Origin of the sequence: Halostella sp. PRR32 (assembly GCF_034808085.1) — an archaeon.
GTDB lineage: Archaea > Halobacteriota > Halobacteria > Halobacteriales > Natronoarchaeaceae > Halostella > Halostella pelagica.
Window position 1 is genome coordinate 1 of record NZ_JAXHGL010000296.1, and the last position, 234, is coordinate 234.

1 pseudogene is annotated in these 234 nt (G+C 72.2%); it reads left to right on the forward strand.

Features of this window, described 5'->3' with window-relative positions:
• A pseudogene (locus SM753_RS21170) lies at positions 1-234 on the forward strand (molecular chaperone); the annotation flags it as partial.

Consider the following 234-nt stretch of genomic DNA (forward strand, 5'->3'; position numbering starts at 1 on the left):
CTCGCGGCGCGGTGTACGCGCTCGCTGCGAGAGCGTTCGCGGAACCGGACGACGACCTGTACGCGGCGCTCGCGGACGGGTCGCTCGACGAGGAGTTCGCCGCGCTCGTCGACCGGACGGGACTGGACGTCGCCCCGCCGGACCTCTCGGTCGACGACGACCACGACACGCTCGCCGCGCGCTACAACGACCTGTTCGTCGTCGGGTCCTCCGAGGTGATCGACGGGACCGACG